17 protein-coding genes are annotated in these 20,293 nt (G+C 74.8%); 6 read left to right on the forward strand and 11 right to left on the reverse strand.

Annotation, left to right across the window (positions count from 1 at the left end; all coding sequences use genetic code 11):
• Positions 1–46 precede the first annotated feature (46 nt).
• The 6 genes from OG989_RS26310 to OG989_RS26335 all read right to left on the reverse strand — a co-directional run bounded on the left by OG989_RS26310 (position 47) and on the right by OG989_RS26335 (position 4,931).
• Positions 47–253 carry an MbtH family protein gene (locus tag OG989_RS26310; RefSeq protein ID WP_121401347.1) on the reverse strand — a complete coding sequence of 69 codons (207 nt, stop codon included), beginning with the start codon at positions 251–253 and terminating at the stop codon, positions 47–49.
• Entirely contained in the window at positions 250–1,281 is a 1,032-nt protein-coding gene (gene sbnB / locus OG989_RS26315) for a 2,3-diaminopropionate biosynthesis protein SbnB (RefSeq protein WP_327028806.1), read from the reverse strand. Before sbnB ends, OG989_RS26310 begins: the two co-directional genes overlap by 4 nt.
• A complete protein-coding gene (sbnA, locus tag OG989_RS26320) occupies positions 1,275–2,255 on the reverse strand; it encodes a 2,3-diaminopropionate biosynthesis protein SbnA (protein ID WP_132240746.1) in 981 nt (326 codons plus the stop codon). The genes sbnB and sbnA overlap by 7 nt, the downstream gene beginning before the upstream one ends.
• A gap of 97 nt (positions 2,256–2,352) precedes the next feature.
• Positions 2,353–3,714: a condensation domain-containing protein gene (locus OG989_RS26325; RefSeq protein WP_327028807.1), complete on the reverse strand. Its 1,362-nt coding sequence runs from the start codon at positions 3,712–3,714 to the stop codon at positions 2,353–2,355.
• Positions 3,711–3,950 (reverse strand): acyl carrier protein, encoded by a 240-nt coding sequence (locus OG989_RS26330; protein ID WP_151456123.1) that lies wholly within the window; start codon positions 3,948–3,950, stop codon positions 3,711–3,713. Before OG989_RS26330 ends, OG989_RS26325 begins: the two co-directional genes overlap by 4 nt.
• A gap of 24 nt (positions 3,951–3,974) precedes the next feature.
• Positions 3,975–4,931, reverse strand: a complete 957-nt coding sequence (locus tag OG989_RS26335; protein ID WP_151456122.1) for a beta-ketoacyl-ACP synthase III — start codon at positions 4,929–4,931, stop codon at positions 3,975–3,977.
• Positions 4,932–5,110: 179 nt separating this feature from the next.
• Between OG989_RS26335 and OG989_RS26340 the strand changes: the two genes are divergently transcribed.
• On the forward strand, positions 5,111–5,947 hold the full coding sequence (locus OG989_RS26340; RefSeq protein WP_151456121.1) for an SDR family NAD(P)-dependent oxidoreductase: 837 nt from the start codon (positions 5,111–5,113) through the stop codon (positions 5,945–5,947).
• Here OG989_RS26340 and OG989_RS26345 read toward each other — a convergent pair.
• The 5 genes from OG989_RS26345 to OG989_RS26365 form a co-directional block, all read right to left on the reverse strand.
• A complete protein-coding gene (locus tag OG989_RS26345) occupies positions 5,919–6,665 on the reverse strand; it encodes an SDR family oxidoreductase (RefSeq protein ID WP_132240741.1) in 747 nt (248 codons plus the stop codon). The two genes, OG989_RS26340 and OG989_RS26345, sit on opposite strands and share 29 nt — an antisense overlap.
• Positions 6,662–7,174, reverse strand: coding sequence for a 3-hydroxyacyl-ACP dehydratase FabZ family protein (locus OG989_RS26350; RefSeq protein ID WP_151456120.1), 513 nt, complete (start codon positions 7,172–7,174; stop codon positions 6,662–6,664). Before OG989_RS26350 ends, OG989_RS26345 begins: the two co-directional genes overlap by 4 nt.
• Positions 7,171–7,545, reverse strand: coding sequence for a hypothetical protein (locus OG989_RS26355; protein ID WP_151456119.1), 375 nt, complete (start codon positions 7,543–7,545; stop codon positions 7,171–7,173). Before OG989_RS26355 ends, OG989_RS26350 begins: the two co-directional genes overlap by 4 nt.
• Positions 7,546–7,651: 106 nt before the next feature.
• Positions 7,652–8,086 carry a VOC family protein gene (locus OG989_RS26360; protein WP_151456118.1) on the reverse strand — a complete coding sequence of 145 codons (435 nt, stop codon included), beginning with the start codon at positions 8,084–8,086 and terminating at the stop codon, positions 7,652–7,654.
• Between the two features lie 42 nt (positions 8,087–8,128).
• Entirely contained in the window at positions 8,129–9,946 is a 1,818-nt protein-coding gene (locus tag OG989_RS26365) for an AfsR/SARP family transcriptional regulator (RefSeq protein WP_327028808.1), read from the reverse strand.
• A gap of 307 nt (positions 9,947–10,253) precedes the next feature.
• Between OG989_RS26365 and OG989_RS26370 the strand changes: the two genes are divergently transcribed.
• The 5 genes from OG989_RS26370 to OG989_RS26390 all read left to right on the forward strand — a co-directional run bounded on the left by OG989_RS26370 (position 10,254) and on the right by OG989_RS26390 (position 20,284).
• Entirely contained in the window at positions 10,254–13,394 is a 3,141-nt protein-coding gene (locus OG989_RS26370; protein WP_327028809.1) for a type 2 lanthipeptide synthetase LanM family protein, read from the forward strand.
• Between the two features lie 86 nt (positions 13,395–13,480).
• A complete protein-coding gene (locus OG989_RS26375) occupies positions 13,481–13,717 on the forward strand; it encodes a hypothetical protein (RefSeq protein ID WP_132240737.1) in 237 nt (78 codons plus the stop codon).
• 83 nt (positions 13,718–13,800) lie between these two features.
• On the forward strand, positions 13,801–16,701 hold the full coding sequence (locus OG989_RS26380; protein WP_225852359.1) for an ATP-binding protein: 2,901 nt from the start codon (positions 13,801–13,803) through the stop codon (positions 16,699–16,701).
• A 188-nt stretch (positions 16,702–16,889) separates the two neighbouring features.
• Entirely contained in the window at positions 16,890–18,719 is a 1,830-nt protein-coding gene (locus tag OG989_RS26385) for a right-handed parallel beta-helix repeat-containing protein (RefSeq protein WP_327028810.1), read from the forward strand.
• Positions 18,720–18,844: 125 nt separating this feature from the next.
• Positions 18,845–20,284: a hypothetical protein gene (locus tag OG989_RS26390; protein WP_327028811.1), complete on the forward strand. Its 1,440-nt coding sequence runs from the start codon at positions 18,845–18,847 to the stop codon at positions 20,282–20,284.
• Positions 20,285–20,293 lie beyond the last annotated feature (9 nt).

A 20,293-nucleotide genomic window follows, 5' to 3' on the forward strand; every position in this document is an offset into this window, starting at 1 on the left:
GGGGGTCGATCGCGGACGGCCGGGGGTCACGCCTGCCGTGGGCCTGTCAGACGGACGCGCCGTCCATGCGCAGGCGCAGGCTCTTCGGCCGCATGTCGGTCCAGAGCTCGTTGATCCGGCTGAGGCACTCGTCCCGGGTGCCCTCGGTGCCCTCGGCCCGCCAGCCGGCCGGCAGCGCCCGGTCGCTCCACCAGATCGAGTACTGCTCCTCGTCGTTGAGCACCACCAGGTAGCTGCGGTCGTCGTCGCTCATGTTCTCTCCCTCGTGGGTCGCGCGGTCGCCACGGCGGCGGCCGGTACGGGTGTGAAGTCCTCGATCCGCACGCCGAGGCCCCGCTGGGCCGCCGTGCGGCGGACGTGTTCGGCCAGCGCGATGTCCAGCACGCCCAACCCGAACGGCGAGACCACCACCGGTCCGTCGCCCGGGGGCAGCGCCGCACCGCCGGCCAGCCGGCCGATGGTGGTGTGGATGAAGTCCCGGCCCCCGGTGAGCTGCTCGGCCAGGTGCAGCGAGGTCCGCTCGCGGCACACGTGGTCGGGGTCGTCGACGACGTTGCGGGCCGACAGGATCGCCTCGGGGTGCAGGTCCCGCAGCGACAGGTGCAGGACCACGCTCCCCGGCTGGCAGGCGGTCAGCTCCAGGTGCGGTTCGCTGGCGGTGGTGGCGATCGAGACCAGCCGGTGGGCGGCCAGGGCCTGCTCGGCGCTCGCCGCCACGCTGATCGTCGTGGCCGGCAGCAGGGCCGCCGCGCGGGCGGCGAACGCCTCGGCCCGGCGCGGGTCGGTGTCGTGCAGCACCAGCGAGGCCGGCGGGGTCAGGGCCACCGTCAGGAAGCGCAGCACCTGCTCGTTGATCAGCCCGCAGCCGATCAGCGCCAGGCCGTCCGGGCGGCGCTCGGCGGTCAGCAGTTGCGCGGCGAGGGCCGCGCCGGCCGCGGTGCGCCGGGCGGAGACGACCGATCCCTCGATCACCGCCTCGGGCTGGCCGGTCTCCAGCGAGTTCAGCACGATGGCGGCGCTGGCGCGGTCCAGGCCCCGCTCGATGTTGGCCGGGAACGAGGAGATCCACTTCATGCCGGCGGCCGGCGGATCGGAGCCCAGGTACGCGGGCAGGCCGATGATGCGGTTGCGGGCGGCGTCGGGGAAGCGCAGGAAGACCGAGTGCGGCACGCTGGTGCGGCCCTGCTCGTGCAGGAGGTACGCCTGCCGGACGAGGTCGATGACCCGGGCCTCGTCGCCGTCGAGCACGTCCCGGACCACGGCATGGCCGATGATCAGCATTTTTCGCCCTTCCACAGGTGGCTGACCTCGCCGAACTGTTCGGTCACCCAGCGATCGGAGTAGATGGTGTCGAGGTAGCGGTCGCCGTTGTCCGGGAAGATCAGGACGCTGGTGCTCCCGGCGGGCAGGTCGGCCATGCGGCGCCGCAGCGCGGCCACCGTCGCCCCGGAGGATCCGCCGGCGAGGATGGCCTCCCGGACCGCCAGCAACCGGCAGCCGACCACGCAGTCGAGGTCGGAGACGTGCAGCACCTCGTCCGGCCGGGCGTTGGCGGCCAGCGGCGGCACCACCGAGGCGCCGTGCCCGGGGATCAGCCGGGGCGCGGGCGGGTGGCCGAAGATCGCGCTGCCGACGGCGTCGACCGCGACGATCCGGGTGCGGTGGCCGTTCTCGCGCAGGTAGTCGGCGCAGCCGACCAGGGTGCCGCAGGTGCCGGTGGAGCAGAACAGGTAGTCGACCCGGCCGTCCAGCTCGGTCATGATCTCGGCCATGGTCTGCCGCTGGGCCCGGGCGTTGAGCGGGTTGGTGTACTGGTCCGGGCGGTAGGCGCCGGGCACGGTCTCCACCAGCTCGCGCACGCGGCGGCGCCGGACCGCGAGATACTCGCCGGTCACCGGGTCGGGGTGCTCGATCATGTCGATCTCGGCCTGGTACGCGGCCAGCACCGCCAGGTTCTGCCGGGTGGTCTTCGGGTCCACCACGCAGATGAACCGGATCCCGAAGTACGCGCAGATCTGGGCCAGGCCGATGGCGAGGTTGCCGGAGCTGGACTCCACCACCACGGACCGTCCCGGCACCAGTTCGCCGGATTCGATCTTTCCGCGCAGCATGTTCAGCGCGGCCCGGTCCTTGATGCTCCCGCCCGGATTGAACTGTTCGAGTTTCGCGTACGCCCGGGCGGGAAATTCGGGAAACAACCGGTCCAGGCGCACCAGGGGCGTGTTGCCGACCGTGGAGAGAATTCCCTGATCCATTTCAACCCCCTCTCCGGGCTGACGGAAGGTCGCCCGCATCCGCCGTGCGGGCGCTGTGCGGCACCCGTCGACGACGGGCGCCGGATGACCGGGGTGCTCAGCTCATGCCGAGTTCGAGCAGCATCCGCTCGTCGACGTCGCCGGCCAGGCGGGCGTCGGCCACCGTCGCGGCCGGGTCGGCGCAGGCCGCGCCGAGCAGGGCCAGGTACTGGTCGAAGAGCCGCTCGACGGTGGCGCGGTCGAGCAGGTCCCGGTCGTAGTTGAACTCGGTACGCAGGGCCAGGTCGGGCAGCTGGTGCACCGTCACGGCGAGGTCGAACTGCCCTTCGTCGTACGGCACCACCAGCTGGCGGACCCGGTGCCCGACGAATCCGTTGCTCGTGTCGGACAGGGTGTCGCCGTGCTGCCGGGTGAGCAGCGTGATGGTGACCCGCACCAGCGGGTCCCGGTCCCGGCGGGCCGCCTGGACCAGGGGGAACGGGTAGGCGGCGCGTGCCACGCCCTCCGAGAGCTGGCGTCCCGCGGCGGCGATCGCCGTCGCGAAGGTGGTGCCCGGGGTGAACGACGACCGCAGCACGACCGGGTTCACCAGCATCCCGACGACCTCCCGCAGCGCCCGCCCCCGCCGCAGCGAGACCGGGCAGCCGATGGTGAACTCGCCCTGCCCCGTGCACCGGTGCAGCAGCGCCTCGAAGACGCCGAGCAGGACCGTGAACGGGGTCACCGCCAGGGTGGCGGCCGTGGCGCGTACCTGCCGGGCGACGTCGTCCGGCAGCATCCGGGCCACGGACGCGCCCCGGTACGAGCGGGTGGCGGAGCGGGGCCGGTCGGTGGGCAGGGTGGCGGCGGTGGCGCCGGCGCAGGTGCGGGCCCAGTGCTCGGCCAGCTCGGCGCGCCGCGGCCCGGCCAGCATGGCCTGCTCGCGGGCGACGAACTCGTCGTAGCTGGGCCGCGTCGGCCAGTCCACCGTGTCCCCGCCCCGACCCGCCCGGTACGCGTCGCCGAGGTCCCGCCAGATCAGGTACTGGGAGAGCCCGTCGGTGGCGATGTGGTGGATGACCAGCACCAGCGCGCAGTCCGTGGGCCGGCGCAGCAGCACCGCCCGCAGCGGGCCGTCCTGTTCGAGCCGGAGCGGCTGCTCGCCGACGGCGTGGATGAGCGTACGCAGGGTCTCGTCGTCCACGTCGCCGACGTCGCGGACCTCGATCGCGCCCGAGCCGGCGGGGTCGACGAGCCGCACCGGCCCCGCTCCGGTCTCGGCGAACCGGGACCGGAGCAGGTCGTGCCGAGCCTGGACGGCGACGAGGGCGGCCCGCAGCACGTCGGTGTCGAGGACCGGCTCGGCGAGCACGGCCGTCACCACGTTGCTGGTCGAGCTCTCGGGCGCGAGTCGGTACAGCGCCCACTGCGCGGCCTGACCGACGGACAGCTCCCGGGTGTCCCCGTCGCCGGCGTTCACTTGGCGCCGAGCACGAAGTCGGTGAGGTCCCGGACGCGGACGAAGTTGCCGACCTCCTCGTCCGGCACCTCGATGTCGAAGTGCATCTCGGCGGCGCCGAGCAGGTCGACCAGCTTGAGCGAGTCGAGGCCGAGGTCCACGAAGGTGTCGTCGGCGGAGATCGGCCGGTCCTGCTCCTCGGTCATCAGCTTGCGGGTCAGCTGCTCGACGTCGGCGGCCACCTGGTCAACGGTCATGTCAGTGTCCTTTCGGGAGGGTGTTCAGGGCATCCGGACGATCTGGCCGGCGTAGGCGAGGCCGGCGCCGAAGCCGAGCAGCAGCGCCTTGTCGCCGGGCTTGGTACGGCCGCTCTCGTGCAGCCGGCTCAGCGCGAGCGGCACCGAGGCCGCCGAGGTGTTCCCCGTGTCGATCACGTCCCGGGCGACCTTCTCCTCGGGGATCTCCAGGATCTCGGCGAGCTGCTCGATGATCCGCAGGTTCGCCTGGTGCGGCACGAACCAGTCGATCTCCGACAGGTCGATTCCGGCGCGGGCGCAGGCCTCCCGGGCGACCGGGGGGATGTTCTTGGTGGACCACCGGTAGACCAGCGGCCCGTTCATCGAGGCGTACTCCTTGCCGTCCTTGGCCCACTTCGTGCCTAGGATCGGGGCCCGCCGGCCGTCGCTGCCCCACACCACCGGGCCGATGCCCTCGGTCCCGGAGCGGGAGATGACCGCGGCGCCCGCGCCGTCGCCGAAGATGACGTACGTCGCCGGGTCCTCGGGGTCGATGAACTCGGTGAGGTGCTCGGCGCCGACGACCAGCACGTTGCGCGCCTCGCCGAGCCGGACCGCGTTCGACGCGACCGACACCGAGTAGGCGAAGCCCGCGCAGGCGGCGTTCAGGTCGAACGCGCCGGTGGCGGGGATGCCGATCCGGTGTGCGACCTCCGGCGCGCCGCCCGGGATCCGGTCCCGCTTGGTGGCGGTGGCCAGGATGAGCAGGTCGACCTCGGAGGGGTCGACGTTCGCCATCGCCAGCGCCTTCGCGCCGGCCTCGGCCGACATCACCGGCACGGTCTCCCCGGGACCGGCGGCGTGCCGGGTCTTGATGCCCGTGCGCTCCTCGATCCACTCCGTGGTCACGTCCGTACGCAGTGCGATGTCCGGGTTGGTGACCACGCGGGTGGGCCGATAGGCGCCGAGCCCGGTGATCGCCGAACCGAAGATGCTCGACATCGTTCTCCCTTCGTCAACCCGGCCGGCAGCCGTGTCGAGGACTGCCGGGAGAAAGGCTCGGGCAGCCGCCTCATAGCTTCTCTACATATCGACGCGGCATAGGAATGCCATAGCCGGCGGCGGAAGTCTGCGCCGGGCACGGACCGCCGAGGCCCGAAGGCCGATCGAGAAGGTCCAGGATGAGAGACTTCACTGACAGGGTGGCGGTGGTCACCGGCGCCGGCTCGGGCATCGGCCGCGCGCTCGCCGTCGAGCTGGCCGCCCGGGGCGCCCTGCTCGCCGTCTCCGACGTGGACGACGAGGGGCTGCGGGAGACCGTACGGCGCTGCGCGGGCCGCGACGGCCAGGTGCGCGGATACCGGCTGGACGTGTCGGACCGGGCCGCGGTGCTGGCACACGCCGAGCGGGTCGAGGGCGACTTCGGCCGCGCCGACCTGGTCGTCAACAACGCCGGGGTGACCCTGCTCGCCTCGGTCTCCGACGGGGCCTGGGAAGACCTCGAATGGGTCATGAACGTCGACTTCTGGGGAGTCGTGCACGGCACCCGGGCGTTCCTGCCGCTGTTGACGGCGTCGCGGGGTCACCTGGTCAACGTCTCCAGCGTGCTGGGGCTGGCCGGTGCGCCGATGCAGAGCGGGTACAACGCCGCCAAGTTCGCCGTCCGGGGCTTCACGGAGGCGGTGGCGCAGGAACTGCGGGCCGACGGGGTGCCGGTCGGGGTGAGCTGCGTACATCCCGGCCGGATCAGGACGAACATCATGCGCAACGCCCGCAACGACGGGTTGCGCGACTACCAGGCGGTCCGGGAGCACTTCGAGCGTTCGGTGGACGTCACGGCGGAGCACGCCGCCCGCGTCATCCTGCGCGGGGTGGCCCGCAACCGGGCCCGGATCCTGGTCGGGGCGGACGCCTACCGCACCGAGATCCTGACCCGGCTGCTCGGACCGTGGTACCCGAGGCCGGCCGCCGGCCGTGGCCGGCGGCCGGTCACATCGACAGGCCGCCGTCCACGGTGACCACCTGACCGGTCAGGTACGACGCCCGGGAGGAGAGCAGGAACGCCACCACGTCGGCGATCTCCTCGCTACGCCCGAGCCGGCCCAGGGCCACCCGGTCCCGGGCGATCGCGCCCAGCTCGTCGGAGAGGGCGGCGATCATGTCCGTGTCGACGTAGCCGGGCGCCACCACGTTCGCCCGGATGTCGTACCGGCCGACCTCCTTGGCGAGCGCCTTGGTGAAGCCGATGATCCCGGCCTTGGAGGCGGAGTAGTTCGTCTGCATCGCGTTGCCGGCCACCCCGGACACCGAGGAGACCGTGACGATCGACCCCCTGCGCCGGCGCATCATCCGGCGGACCACCGCGCGGCAGACGTGGTAGGTGCCGTCGAGGTTCACCTCCATCACGGAGCGCCAGTCGGCGTCGGCCATCAGGGCCAGCGGCCGGTCCCGGATGATCCCCGCGACGGTGACCACCGCCTCGGGGTCGCCCAACTCCCGCTCGGTGGTCGACACGAAGTTCCGCACCGCGGCGGGGTCGGCGACGTCGACCGCCAGCGCCAGCACGCGCCCGCCGTCTCCGGCCGCCTCCGCGACGACCTCGTCGGCGGCGTCCTTGCTGGACTGGTAGCACATGGCCACGTCGTAGCCGTCCCGGACCAGCCGCAGCACCACCGCCCGGCCGATCCCCCGGGAGCCGCCGGTGACCAGGGCGACGGGCCGCCCACCGGCGCTCACCGCGCCGCCCCGGACGCCACCGGGGCCGGCTCGGCCGGCTGCGCGGGGACCGCCGGGTGGGACTCCCGGGTCGCCGCGTCGAGGGACGCGCGCAGGGACTCCACCGACCGCATCGCACCGACCAGGCGGCCCACCCGCAGCACCACGGTGGACCCGACGACGCTCTCGCCGGTGACGAAGGCGGTGTCGGCGACCAGCCGGGTCATGGTGACGTGGTGCTCCACCGTCTCCCCCGGCAGCACCGGCCGGCCGAACCGGATGCGCTCGAAGACCCCGGCCACCGGCACGCCGTCGGTCAGCACGTCCGGCATCGGCCGGTCGTGCCGGATGAGCACGAGCGCCGCCTGCCCCCAGGACTCCAGCAGCAGCGACATCGGCAGCGGCCGGTCACCGGTGACGGTCAGCGAGCCCACCAGCCGCCGGCGGGGCACCAGCTCGGTGACCCGGTCGACCAGCAGCATCGGCGGCCGGTGCGGAATGATCCGCCTGATCTCCTCGATCCCCATCATGGTGCGCACTCCTCGCTCGCGTAGCGCAGCAGCACCTCGGCGACCGGCACTGCGGCGGCGGCGACCTCGCCCCGCCACAGGTCGCCGCTGCGGCGGATGGTCACGACGAGTTCGTCGTCGCCCCGGAAGGGCAGCAGGAACCGGCAGCTGACGATCTCGGCCAGCGTCAGCTCGGGGGCCGCGGCGCGGACCGCCCGGTGCACGAACTCGAAGATGTGGACCCCGGGCAGCAGCGGAAATCCGGGGTAGTGGCCGGCGAAGACCGGATCGTTGAGGTCGGGGCGGATTCGGGCCACGATCGTGTCGGGGGCGACGTGCTCCACGTCGACGGGGACGGCCGTCGCGCAGTCGGCCGTAGTCAGGGCGTTCACCCGGCCACCATGCGACGACCTGCTATATCTTCTCTACAACGCGGCGGGTCGCCTCAGGCCGGGCACCCGTGTGGACGAGTGGGCGCAGGCACCGCTGAACCGCGGGTCACACGACGCAGAACTCGTTGCCCTCGGGATCGGCCATCACGACGTGGCTGGGGACGCCGCCCACCACGTCCTGACTGACCACCGTGGCGCCTGCCCCGCTCAGCCGCCGCACGGTCTCGGTGACGCGGGGCCACCGAACCTCCTGCGGATTGTCCCGACCGCCCGCCTTGATGTCGATGTGCAACCGGTTCTTGGCCACCTTCGGCTCGGGCACCTTGAGGAACGAGACACTCGGCCCCACCCCCCGCGGGTCGACCAGGTAGGCGCCGTCGTTCCACTCCTCCGGCGGCACCTCCCAGCGGATCAGCCACTCCTGCCAGCTCGCGAAGCCCTCCGGCACGGGGGCTTCCACGTAGCCGAGGGCCTCGCGCCAGAACGCGGCCAGGCGCGCCGGATCGGCGCAGTCGACAGTGATGCCCCAGACGACGGTCATGCACCATCTATACCGGAGCCCCGGGTGCCGCCGGTCGCCGGGTCAGTTCCCCACCGCGCTCAGCGCCCCGGCGCCCGCCACCAGCACCCGGTCGGCCTGGTCGGCCTTCTCCCGGGCGAAGACGCGCACGAGGTCGTGGAAGCGGAACCGCTGCCGCCGGCCGCCGTCGGACTCGACGATCTCCAGCAGCCGGGCGTCGACCAGGTTCTCCCCCACCTCCTCGCCGGCGTGCCGGGACACGCCCAGCACCTCGGCGGTGCACCAGCTGGGGAAGGCCGGCGTACGCAGCAGCGCCAGCCGGCGCAGGGCGAGCTGCCCCAGGTCGGCCAACTGGTGGTAGCTGCTGTCCAGCCGTTCCCGGACGTCCATCGAGCCCAGCCGGAGCTCGTCCAGCCGGTACCGCTCGTCGGCGAGCCGGTCCGCCAGGTAACCGAGCGACCAGTGCGGGCGCGCCAGCAGCCGGGATCCGGCGACCCGGACGCCGAGCGAGAGCCGACCGCACAGCTCGACGATCCGGCCGGCGGCGTCGGCCTCCTCGGCGACCCGCTGCGCCCCGATGATCCGGCCGAGCAGCGCGAGCGCCTGCCCCCGGTCGAGGGTGCCGACCTCGATCGACGTGGCGCCGGCCAGCTCGGGCATGCGGAGCCGGCTGGTGACGATGACCTGACAGCCGGGGTCGCCGGGCAGCAGCGGGCTCACCTGCTCGTAGCCCGCGGTGCCGTCGAGCATGACCAGCAGCCGCCGGCCGGCGAGCTGGCTGCGGTAGAGCCGGACCCGCTCGTCGAGCCCCTTCGGGATCGCCGACTCGGCGTGGCCGAGGCTGCGCAGGAACCAGCCGAGCACGTCGTACGGCTCGACGGCGTTGCCCCGCGCGCGGCCGAGGTCGGCGTAGAGCTGGCCGTCGGGGAAGGCGGTCCGGGTGAGGTGGGCCGCGTGCAGGGCGAGCGTGCTCTTGCCGACGCCGGCCATCCCGGTGACCACGGCGACCGGCGGGCAGGCCCTCGGCTCGGCGGTCAGCACCCGGAGCAGCCCGTTGAGCTCCTCCTCCCGGCCGGCGAAGTCACCGACGCCGGGCGGGAGCATCGCGGGCCGCACGCCGTGCCAGCTCGGCTCCGCGACGACCGCCGGGGCCGGCGGGCCGGCGAGGATCGACCGGTACGCCTCGGTGAGCAGCGGCCCCGGGTCGACGCCCAGTTCGTCGGCGAGCACCCGGCGGCCCTCGTGGTAGGCGGCCAGCGCGTCGGCCTGCCGGTCGCAGTGCAGCAGGGCGGTCATCAGGTGGCCCCGCAGCCCCTCGTGCAGCGGGTGCTCGGCGACGAGCTGGGTGATCTCGGAGACCAGCCGGACGTGGCGTCCCAGCCGCAGGTCGGCTTCGATCCGGCTCTCCAGGACCGCCATCCGCAGCTCCGCCATCCGGTGCGACTCGGCCGTCACGAGGTGCTCGGTCACGTTGGACAGCGCGGGGCCGCGCCACAGCGACATGGCGGCGTGCAGCCGCTCGGCGGCCTCGGCGTACCGCCCGTCGCGCAGTGCCTCCCGACCGGCCTCGGCCAGGCGCTCGAACTCGTCGAGGTCGAGCCGGGCGGCACCGGTGCGGATCTGGTACCCCGACCACTGCCGGACGATGTCCACCTCGGCGCCGAGGTACTTGCGCAGCCGCGAGACGTAGTTGTAGAGCTGGGCGGCGAAGGTGGCCGGCGGGCGCTCCCCCCAGAGCAGCTCGCACAGCCGGGTGTCCGGCACGGTACGCCCCGCGGCGAGCAGCAACGCCGCGAGCACGGTGCGCTGCTTCGCACCGTCCAGCGCCACCTCCGATTCACCCTTCCAGGCCCCCACCGGCCCGAGTACCCGAAACTCCATCCTGGCTCCGTTCATCACGCCGCCCCGGGTAGAACAGTCGCCCGAAGACTCATCGGCGCCGGCAGCGTCCACATGCGTGGGCGGCACTCAATTTCCCGGCGACGTCACGCTGGCCGTTCAATTGATCACCGATCGTGACTAGGATGGGGCGGGTCGCACGTGGGGCGAGGAGCCGCCGCCGGCCCGGCCGGTCCCGCCGCCCGCGGACCCGGGCGGGTTCGCGCGCACCGGCGTGGCCAGCAATGGGGCATGAATGTGAGTAGTTTCCACTCATGAACTCCGCGCCCCGCTCTGGCACCGTGCAACGGTGACCTCGACTCCCCTGGCCGGCGCCACCGATCACGCCTGCTCCGGCGTACGGCTGGCCCCGCACTGGTGGGCCTCGGGGCTCGCGCTGCACGAACGCGCGCCGGGCGCGCCCGGCCGACGCTCCGCCGACGCACCGCACGACGCGGACGACGCCGGCCGGCGGCTGGACCGGTGGCGGGACGGGCACGGGCCGGGCCTCGGGGCGCGGCTCGCCGAGGTCGGCCTGGACGAGGCGGGGCTGCGCGACCTGCTGGCCGAGGACCGGGCCGCGCTCGCCGCCAGGACGACCCGCCCGGCGTGGGCGGAGACCGTCGAGGCGGCCCTGGCCGCCGCGGCGGCGTCGCGGCGGTCGGCCGAGGAGGCGGACTGGCGGTCGGCCGAGGAGGCGGACTGGCGGTCGGCCGAGGAGGCGGACTGGCGGGGGGCCCTCACCGCGCCCCTGCAACCGTTCGTGGCAATCGCCGCCGACCGGTTTTTCGTCGGGGCCCGTCGGATCGCGACGGAGAGGACGGTCGACCTGGCCGCCCTCACCGACCGGTTCGCCGCCGCACTGGGTCGCCGCCTGCTCGCCGTCGCGGCCCGCACGCTGGTCTCGGAGCTGCACCGACGCCGGGCCGCCGGCCGGCTCGCCGGCGCCGACGGCCGGGCCCGCTTCGCCGACTTCGTGGCCCAGCTCTGCGACCCCGCCGGGTTGGCCGAGCTGGTCGACCGCTATCCCGTGCTGGCCCGCCTGCTGGCGCAGGCCGCCACGGCGGCCGCCCGGTCCGGGCTCGAACTCCTGACCCGGTTCGTCGCCGACCGCGAGGACCTGGTGGGCACCCTGCTCGGCGGCGACGACCCCGGCCCGCTGGTCGCGGTCGACAGCAACCTGGGCGACGCCCACACCGGTGGCCGCACGACCAGCGTGCTGCGCTTCGCGGACGGCCGGCGCGTCGTCTACAAGCCGCGCGACCTGGCCTCCCAGGTCAGCTTCACCGGGTTCGTCGACTGGCTGGAGCAGCGGGCGCCGGGGCTGGGGCTGCGCGGGGTCGCCGCCCTGACCCGACCGGGCTACGGCTGGTCGGCGTACGTCGACGCGACGGCGCTGCGCCACCCGGGGCAGGCGGACGGGTTCTACCGCCGGCAGGGCGCCCTGGTCGCGCTGCTGCACGCCCTGCACGCCACGGACATGCACTACGAGAACCTGATCGCCGCCGGCGACACGCCGGTCGTGGTGGACACCGAGACGCTCTTCCACCCCGCGCTGGGCGAGCCGGTGGGCACCGGCGACCCGGCCGCGGACCTGCTGACCGCCTCGGTGCACCGGACCGGCCTGATACCGGTGATCGTCGTGGGCGACCAGGGAGCGATGGACCTGTCCGGCGTCGGCGGCGACCGGGGCGGGACCGCACCCGTCAGCGCGCTCGACTGGGCCGACCCGGGCACCGACCGGATGCGGTTGACCCGGCGGGCCGTCGACTTCGCCGGCGGCCGCAACCGACCCCGCGTCGGCGACGCCCTGGTCGATCCCGGTGCCCACGAGCCGGCGCTGCGGGCGGGGTTCCGGCAGGCGTACGAGACGATCCGGGCGCACCGTCGGGAGTTCACCGAACTCGTCGCGTCGTGCGCCGACGTCCCGGTACGGCTGGTCGCCCGGCCCACGTCGGCGTACCACACCCTGCTCACCGAGACCACCCACCCGGACGTGCTCGGCGACGCGCTGGAGCGGGACCGCGCGTTCGGCGTCCTCTGGTCCAGCGTGGCCGGGCACCCCTTCCTCGCCCAGTTCCCGCGGCACGAGGTCGCCGCGCTGTGGGCCGGCGACGTCCCGCTGTTCGAGGGCACTCCGGGCAGCCGGACCGTCCGGGTCGCCGGGGACGGCGAGCCGCTGCCCGTGCCGCTGGCCCGCTGCGGGCTCGACGCCGCGCTGGGCAAGATCGCCGCGCTGGGCGAGGCCGACCGGCGGCACCAGGAGTGGATCGTCGCGGCGACGCTGGCGACCCGTCGCCCGGTCGACGGCCGGCACGCCGCCGCACCGACGTCCCGGTCGGTCGCGGACGCCGCCGCGTCGCCGGAGCGGCTGCTCGCCACGGCGTGCGCGCTCGCCGACGAGATCCAGACCCGGAGCGTGACCGGCGCGGACCGGGTGAACTGGCTCGGCCTGGAGCTGGTCGACGACCGGCAGTGGCTCGTCCTGCCGATGGGGGCCGGGCTGGCGAACGGGCACCTCGGGGTCGCCCTCTTCCTCGGCCAGCTCGCCGCGGTGACCGGCACCGCCCGCTACGCCGAGCTGGCCCACCGGGCCGTCGCCGGGGTGCCGGGGCTGTTCCAGCTGCTCGACGCGCGCCCGGACCTGGTCGCCGCGATCGGCCCCGGCGGGCTGTACGGCCTCGGCGGCATCGCGTACGGGCTCGCCCGGCTGTCCACCCTGCTCGCCGATCCCGAGCTCGCCGGGCAGGCCCGCGCGGCGGTCGACCTGGCCACCGCCGCCAGCGCGGGCTCGGCGGCCGTGGCCTGGGCCGACGGGGGCGCGGGCTGCCTCGCCGCCATGGACGCGGTGCACGCCGAGCTGGGCCACGCGCCGGCGGCGTCACTCGCCCGGGGCTGGGCCGACCGGCTCGTGGACGCGATCGAGCGGGACGAACTGCCGACGGGGGTGGGCTTCGCCGACGGGGTGGCCGGCATCGGCTGGGCGCTGGGCCGCCACGCCCGCACCGGTGGCGCCCGGTACGCGCGGGCGGGCCGGCGCGCGCTGCGACGGGCCGGCACCCCCGGCGGCGACGGGGCAACGGGGTACGGCTGGTGTCGCGGTGCCGCCGGCCTGACGCTCGCCCACCACGCCCTCGCCCCCGACGAGGCGGTACGCCTGCTCACCGACCGTCCGCTGCTCGACGACCTCAGCCTCTGCCACGGCGAGCTGGGCGTCGCCGAGGCGACGGGTGTCCTCGACGGTGGCGCGGCCCGGCGACGTGCCGGCCGGATCCTGGACGCCGTCGACCGGTACGGGGCGTCCTGCGGGACCCCGGGCAACGTGCCCACCCCCGGCCTTCTCACCGGCCTCGCCGGCATCGGGTACGGGCTGCTCCGGCTCTCCGGGGCCGGGCCGGTGCCGTCGGTGCTGCTGCTGGAACCGACCCCTGAACCGCGCACCTCGGGTTGAGGTCCGCCGGGCGACCGACGACGATCTCCAGAGGAGCCGCCAGCTCCGGAAACGACCCACGAAGTCACCAACAGGAGGAATGACAGTTGTCCGAGAACCAGCTCCCCCCGTGCCGTGTCGACGAGACCGACTCCGCGGCGCCCGTCGACGACCCGGCCGGGGCGATGTGGCTGCAGCCCGTCGTGACCTTCGGGATCCGCGCGGCGGCCCTCGCCAGCCTGGTCGTGCCCGTGGGCATGGTGATCGGCGGCCTCGTCGGTGACGCCGGCGCGGCGGCGGACGCCGCGCCGCTGACGACCTGCTGCCCCGAGAAGCCGATGTGACGACGGAGCAGTAGCCGTTCGGGGGACCGGCGTCGACAGCACCGCGTTGGGCGAGGCCTGCCTCCTCGGATAGCGTGCGCAGTGTGTACCGCTCCTCGAAGTTCATCGGCAGGGACGCCGAACTGCGCGCGGTGCTGAACAGCCTCGAATCGGCGCGGGCGGGGCGGGGCGGCGCGGTCTTCGTGGTGGGCGAGAGCGGCGTCGGCAAGTCCCGCCTCGCGTCGAGGGTCGCGGAGCTGGCCACCGCGGCGGGCATGCGGGTGATGCGGGGCCGGGGCAGCACGATCGGCACCGCGGTGCCGCTGCGACCCCTCACCGAGGCGCTGCTGTCGCTGCTGCGGTCCGGGCCGGTCGACCCCACCGTGCTCGGGCCGTACGGCCCGATCCTCGGCCGGCTCGTCCCCGACTGGGGCCGGCCGCCCGCCGACCAGGAGAACGCGTCCCTGGTGATCCTCGCCGAGGCCGTCCTCCGGCTGACCGGCGTGGCCGGCGCGGGGCGGGGTTGCCTGATGCTGCTGGACGACCTCCAGGACGCCGACACGGAGACGTTGACCGTGCTGGAGTACCTGATCGACAACCTCGCCCTGCAACCGACCCTGCTGCTGGGGGCGATCAGGGCGGAGCCCTGCGCGGCGTCGACGATCGCCCGCTCGGCCGCCCAACGCGGTCAGTGCACTCTCATCGAGCTGGGCCGGCTCGACGACGACGCGCTGCGGCAGATGGTCGGCGCCTGCCTCGACGCCGACCCGGAGCAGGTGCCGGCGGCAGCGCACGCCCTCGTCTCGACGGGCAGTGCCGGCAACCCCTTCCTGATCGAGGAACTCGTCGCCGGCATGGTCGACGGCGCGCTGCTGATCGGCGGCCCGGAGGGCTGGCGGCTGTCCGAGGAACTGCCCGCCGCCCTGCCGGGCACCCTGGCGCGGGGCATGGCGCAGGGGGTCGAGCAGCTCGGCCCCCAGGCCCGGGAGCTGCTCTCGATGGGCGCGCTGCTGGGCCAGCGGTTCCCGCTGGCCGTGGTGCAGGCGGCCACCGGGCTGAGCGACCACGACGTGCTCGACCACCTGTGCGGCGACGTCGCCGGGCGGCTGGTCACGGTGGACGACCAGCTCACCGACTGGTACGCCTTCCGGCACCGGCTGACCCGGGAGGCGCTGCTCAGTCTCCTCGGCCCCGCCGACCGCGCCCGGCTCGCCCAGCGGATGGCCGACGCGGTGGCGGCGGTCTTCCCCGGCCTGCCGGGCGAATGGTGCCAGGTGTCGGCCACGCTGCACCTGGAGGCCGACAACCCGGAGGCGGCCGGCCGACTGTTCACCGAGGCGGGCCGGCGGGCGATCGCGCAGGGCGGCGCCACCACCGCGGTCGCCCTGCTCGACCGCGCGATCGGCCTGCTCGGCGAGAACCCGGTGGCCCGGGCGGCCGCCCTCGAAGCCCTGCTGCACGCCCTGGCGGAGGCAGGACTGGTCGAGCGGGCGCTCGCCTCGGTCAGCACCCTCGACCAGATCGGTGGCGTCGATCCGCGCCGGCGGGCGCAGCTGCACACCCGGCTGGCCTGGGCCGCGACGGTCGCCGGCCGCTCGGCCGAGGGGTTGGCACAGGTGGAGCAGGCGCGCGCCCTGCTCGGCCCGGACGCCGCCGCGGAGGACACCGCGCCGGTCGACGTGGTCGCCGCCCACCTGGTGCTGGACACCGCCGGGCAGGACCAGCTCGCCACCGCCGAGGCGCTGGCCCGCCGGGCCGCCACCGTCGCCGAGACCGTCCCCCTGCCGGTGGTGGCCTGCCAGGCCTGGCAGTTGCTCGGCGCGTTGATCCGGCACCGGGACCCGGCGGAGGCGACACGGTGCCTGGAACGGGCCCTGGCGATCGCCGCGCAGCACCGGCTGCCGATCTGGGAGATCCACGCACTGATCCGGCTCGGCAACGACGACGCGCTGCGCGACGCGCGGCTGGACCGGCTCGAACAGGCCCGGGAGCGGGCCTCCCAGGCCGGCGCGGTGACCGCGCGCCACCAGGCGGAGGCCAGCCTCGCCCTGCACGCGGTGCTGCGGGGCGACTTCGACACCGCGGGTGCCCTCGTCCAGCAGGTGCTGGCCGCGACCACCCGGCTGAAGCTGCTGGAGACCACCCAGTACGTGCTGCTGGTCAGCGCCGTGCTCGCGGCGCACCAGGGGCGGCGCCGGGAGATGGAGCACGCGCTGGCCGAGTTCCGCCGGTGGAGCGGCGATCAGGCCCTGCACGCCTCCCGCGTACACGGGCTGGCCAGGGCCTTCTGCGCGCTGCTGGAGGAGGACCGGCCCCGCGCCCTCGACGAACTGGCCCGCGCGTTCCACGCCGAGGCGCAGAGCCCGACGGTCTTCCACCTCTCCGGCCGGCACGGCCTGCACCTGCTGCTCCAGGTCACGTCCGGCGAGGCCGGCTGGCCGGCGTACGAGGCGGTGCAGGGCGACTCGGCGAGCAGGCTGCGCTGGGACCTGCAGTTCGCCCTCTTCGCGAAGGCGGTGCTGCTCGGCCGGTCCGGTCGGCCGGAGGAGGCGGCGGAGGCGGCGGCGGAGGCGATGCGGGCCGGGGCGCCGTACGCGATGGGCCGGCACCTCGCGTTGCGGCTGGTGTGCGAGTCGGCCCTCGCCGACGGGTGGGGCACGCCGGTGCAGTGGCTGCGCGCCGCCGAGGAGCACTTCCACCGCAGCGACGTGCCGGCCGTGGCCAGCGCCTGCCGGGCCCTGCTGCGCCAGGCGGGCGTACGCATGACGCAGCGCCGCTCCGGTGCGGGCGACATCCCCTCCGGCCTGCGGTCGGTGGGCGTGACGGTGCGGGAGTTCGAGGTGCTGCGGCTGCTGGTCGGGCGGCTGAGCAACCGGGAGATCGCCGGCCGGCTGCACCTGTCCCCGCGCACCGTGGAACGGCACGTGTCCAGCCTGCTCGGCAAGACGGGCCTGCCGAACCGGATCGCGCTGAGCGAGTACGCCGCCGAGGTGGAGAGCGGCTGAGAGGCGCCGCCGGGCGGCGCCCGGGTGCAACATTCCTGCAATCGACGAACGTTGACGTCGATGTCCGGGCGGCCCTAGCGTCACGGGAGGGAAAGCCCTTTCCCGCGTGGTCCGGCGCCCCGCCGGTCGGCGGCACCGCCGCCGCCGGCCGACCGCGACCGCTCCCGTACCGCACCAGGAGGACCCCCGTGCGTGACAGGCGCATCAGACGTACCCGCGGCGCGGTCGCCGCGGTCGGCGTGTCGGCGACCGCGCTCGCCCTGGCCGCGACCATGGTCTCGACGGCCCACGCCGCCACCCTCTTCTCCGACGACTTCGGCGACGGCGACAGCGGCGGCTGGTCGAAGTCGGGCGGAACCTGGTCGGTGACCACCGACGGTTCGCCGGTACTCCGCCAGTCGAACACCGGCAGCGAGCTGGCCCGGATGTTCGCCGGGCAGACGAGCTGGACCGACTACGAGGTACGGGCCCGGGTCAAGCCGGCCTCGTACGGCAGCGGCGGTCTCGTCGCCATCGCCGCCCGGGCCAGCAGCTCCACGAAGATGTACCGGCTGTCGCTGCTGGCCGACGGTCGCGCGGAACTCCAGGCCGTCAACGGCAGTGCGATCACCGTGCTCGGCTCGGCGGCCGGCGTCGGCTCCACCGGCGCGTGGCACACGCTGCGGATCGAGGCCGCCGGCAGCACCGTGCGCGGATTCGTCGACGGCGTACGGGTCGGCGACGCGAACGCCACGCTGACCGGCGCCGGGCGGATCGCGCTGGTCACCGCCCACGCCGGCGCGAGCTTCGACGACGTGGTGGTCAGCTCCGGCGGCACCGGCCCGACCACCCCGCCGACCACCCCTGCCCCGACCACCGCTCCCCCGACGACACCGCCGCCACCGACCACACCGCCACCGACGACACCGCCACCGGCCGCCGGCACCCTGGTCGTCGCCACGAACGGCGACGACGCCGCCCCGGGCACCCTCGCCGAGCCCCTGCGGAGCATCCAGCGCGCCCACGACCTGGTCCAGCCCGGCGGGACCATCGTCGTGCGCGGAGGCACCTACGCCCCGACCAGCACCATCAAGATCCTCAAGGACGGCAGCCAGTCCCAGCCGATCACCCTCACCGCCCACCAGGGCGAGCGCGTGGTCATCGACGGCGAGAACATGCCGTACACGCCCGGGGCCGTGGGATCCTCGATCCCCCGGGCCGACCGGGGCGCCCTGCACGTCGAGGGCGACTGGTGGCGGTTCGTCGGCCTGGAGATCGTCAACGGCCCGTACGGCATCTTCGGGGTGGACACCAACAACGGCCGCTACGAGCGCCTGGTCACCCGGGACAACTACGAGACCGGCCTGCACCTGCAGGGCGCCTCGTCGGGCAACCACATCATCGACCTGGACAGCTACGGCAACCGCGACCCGCGCAAGAACGGCGAGAGCGCGGACGGCCTGGCGATCAAGGAGGGCTCCGGGACGGGCAACGTCGTCCGGGGCGCCCGGCTGTGGCGCAACGCCGACGACGGCTTCGACGCCTGGCTGTTCCTGTCGCCGGTGCTCGTCGAGGGCAGCGTCGCCTACGACAACGGCTACAACTACTGGGGCCTGCCCGACTACACCGGGGACGGCAACGGCTTCAAGAACGGCGGCGGCACGGATCCGCGTCCGGCGGTCGCCCACGTCACCCGCAACAGCATGGCCTGGGGCAACTCGGCCGGCGGCTTCATCGACAACGGCAACCCCGGCTCGCTGGTCTTCGAACGCAACACCGCCTGGGACAACGGCAGGGACGGCTTCAACGTCTCGCGCTCCACCTCGGTGCTCACCCGCAACCTCGCGGTCGGCAACACCACCGACGTGTCGCTCGGCGGCTCCACCGGCTCCGGCAACTCGTGGAACCTCGGCGGGACGTGGGCGCTCGCCAGCACGGACCCGGCCACGATCACCGGTCCCCGTACGCCCGACGGCGCCATCCCCACCTCCTCCTTCCTGCGCCCGGCCAACGGCGCGGACGTCGGCGCCCGCATCTGAGCCGGACCGTCCGGGGTGGCCGGCGGCGGCTCCGCCGGCCACCCCGGCCGCCCGGCGGTCCCCGCACCGACCCGCGACCGCTTGCGGGGCCACCGCCCGGCGCTCCGCGCTGGCAGGATGGCCGGATGGACCTCGACACCGGCGCCGGGCTGCTGCACCGGCTGACGTCCTACGAGCCGAGCCGCGAGTGGGACGTGCCCGTGGACGATCCGCGCGTCCGCCACGACCTCGTCCCGAACGACCCCGAGACCCTGCCGCCGCCCATGAAGGGCTACCCGGACGGCTTGGCCGTCCTCGCCCTGCCGCGCGACCTGCCCGACCCCGGCGTCCCCGCGACCGCCGTGCTGGCCGGCGTCGCGTCCCCCGCGCAGCCCCTCGACGCGGCGCAGCTGGGCCGCGTGCTCTTCCTGGGCGCCGGCGTCGTGCGCACCGCCGAGCGCAACGGCCGCCCCTTCCTCTACCGCGCCGCCGGCTCGGCCGGGGCGCGCTTTCCGCTGGAGGTCTACGCGAGCACCCGGGGCGTCGCGGGGGTGCCGGACGGCGTGCACTGGTACGACGCGCGGCGGCACGCGCTCGTCCAGGTGGCTCCCGCCGCGACCGGGGCGGTCACGACGCTGGTGGTCACGGGCGTGCCGTGGCGCACGGGGTGGCGCTACGCCGAGCGCGGCTGGCGACACCTCTACTGGGACGCCGGCACGCTGCTGGCCCAACTGTCGGCGGCCGCCGACAGCGCCGGCCTGTCGCCGCGGCTGCGGTCGCTCTTCCCGGACGCCACCGTGCGCACGCTCGTCGGCGCGGACGGGGTGCACGAGTACCCGCTGGCCCTGCTGTCGTTCGGCGACGGCGATCCGGCGATCGGGCCCACCGGGCCGGCGCTCCCCGGTGAGCTGCCCCCGGTCGAGCTGCCGCTGTGCACCGCCGCCCAGCGCGCGGGCGAGCGGGACGTGCTCGGCGCGCCCTGGCCGTCGGCGGAGCCGCTGCCGGCGTACCCGCCGTCCGACCCGCTCGACGAGGTCGTCCGCCGGCGCGGCTCGCAGCGGCGGATGGACAGGTCCCGGACGCTGCCGCGCATCCTGCTGGAATGGCCCCTGGCCGCGGCCCTGCGCGGCGTGCCGGTGCCGCACTGGGTCGCCGTGCACGGGGTCGACGGGGTGCCGCCCGGCCTCTACCGGTGGCCCGACCTCTCGACGCCGCTGCGCGCCGGTGACCTGCGCGACGAGCTGCTCCGGGTCTGCCTGGACCAGGCGCTCGCCGGCGACGCCGCCTACGTCGTCGTCGCCGCCGCGCCGCTGTCGGCCCTCGACGACCGCGCCTACCGCGACGCCCAGCTCGCCGCCGGGCTCGTCGAGGGCCGGCTGCACCTCGCGACGTACGCCCTGGGCGCGGGCGCCTCGGGCATGACCTTCCTCGACTCGGACGTCCCGGGGCTGCTGGGCGAGCCGGACGACCTCGCGGCGCTGCTCTTCACCTGCGTGGGCGTCCCCGAGTACCGCTCGCGCGCGGGCGGGCGGCCGGGCGCCCCGGTCGAGGTCCGCCCGGTCATGCCCCGCCTCGGCGGTTCGTGACGCCGCCCC

The organism is Micromonospora sp. NBC_01740, assembly GCF_035920365.1.
GTDB classification, from domain to species: domain Bacteria; phylum Actinomycetota; class Actinomycetes; order Mycobacteriales; family Micromonosporaceae; genus Micromonospora; species Micromonospora reichwaldensis.

Coding starts and splice junctions, on each gene's coding strand:
- OG989_RS26335 (WP_151456122.1), bottom strand. CDS start 4,931: ATGTCGAGCATCTTCGGTTCGGCGATCACCGGGCTCGGCGCCTATCGG.
- OG989_RS26330 (WP_151456123.1), bottom strand. CDS start 3,950: ATGACCGTTGACCAGGTGGCCGCCGACGTCGAGCAGCTGACCCGCAAG.
- sbnA (WP_132240746.1), bottom strand. CDS start 2,255: ATGGATCAGGGAATTCTCTCCACGGTCGGCAACACGCCCCTGGTGCGC.
- sbnB (WP_327028806.1), bottom strand. CDS start 1,281: ATGCTGATCATCGGCCATGCCGTGGTCCGGGACGTGCTCGACGGCGAC.
- OG989_RS26350 (WP_151456120.1), bottom strand. CDS start 7,174: ATGATGGGGATCGAGGAGATCAGGCGGATCATTCCGCACCGGCCGCCG.
- OG989_RS26390 (WP_327028811.1), top strand. CDS start 18,845: ATGGACCTCGACACCGGCGCCGGGCTGCTGCACCGGCTGACGTCCTAC.
- OG989_RS26365 (WP_327028808.1), bottom strand. CDS start 9,946: ATGGAGTTTCGGGTACTCGGGCCGGTGGGGGCCTGGAAGGGTGAATCG.
- OG989_RS26360 (WP_151456118.1), bottom strand. CDS start 8,086: ATGACCGTCGTCTGGGGCATCACTGTCGACTGCGCCGATCCGGCGCGC.
- OG989_RS26310 (WP_121401347.1), bottom strand. CDS start 253: ATGAGCGACGACGACCGCAGCTACCTGGTGGTGCTCAACGACGAGGAG.
- OG989_RS26340 (WP_151456121.1), top strand. CDS start 5,111: ATGAGAGACTTCACTGACAGGGTGGCGGTGGTCACCGGCGCCGGCTCG.